This is a genomic window from Brevibacterium sp. SIMBA_078 (assembly GCF_046534565.1).
Lineage (GTDB): Bacteria > Actinomycetota > Actinomycetes > Actinomycetales > Brevibacteriaceae > Brevibacterium.
This window is the reverse complement of the sequence record NZ_JAWRYQ010000656.1, coordinates 1-230: the sequence shown is the minus strand read 5'-3', so window position 1 is coordinate 230 and position 230 is coordinate 1. Positions and strand designations below refer to the sequence as shown.

The following is a 230-nucleotide window of genomic DNA, read 5'->3' as shown; positions in this document are numbered from 1 at the left end:
CCTCAGAGCTGGCGAGCAATGCAGTAAAAGCTGCCCTTACAAGCCTATATGATAAAAAAACAGAAGCTCAACAACAGCAGCTCGCCAAAGCCGTTGAAAGTAAGGAGCATGAAAAGGCTGCAGAGTTAAAAGAAACCTTGGCTGGTTTTAAAGAAAAGTATGAACTCGACACTTGGATGGAAAGAGCTGCTAATAAAATGGCAAATGAGATTAGTTTTGGTACACATATC

General features: G+C 41.3%; 1 protein-coding gene. It reads left to right on the top strand.

What is annotated here, in order from left to right; translation table 11 throughout:
- On the top strand, nucleotides 1–230 hold a 230-nt coding region (locus SB749_RS21125), incomplete at both ends, for a hypothetical protein (RefSeq protein WP_410712046.1).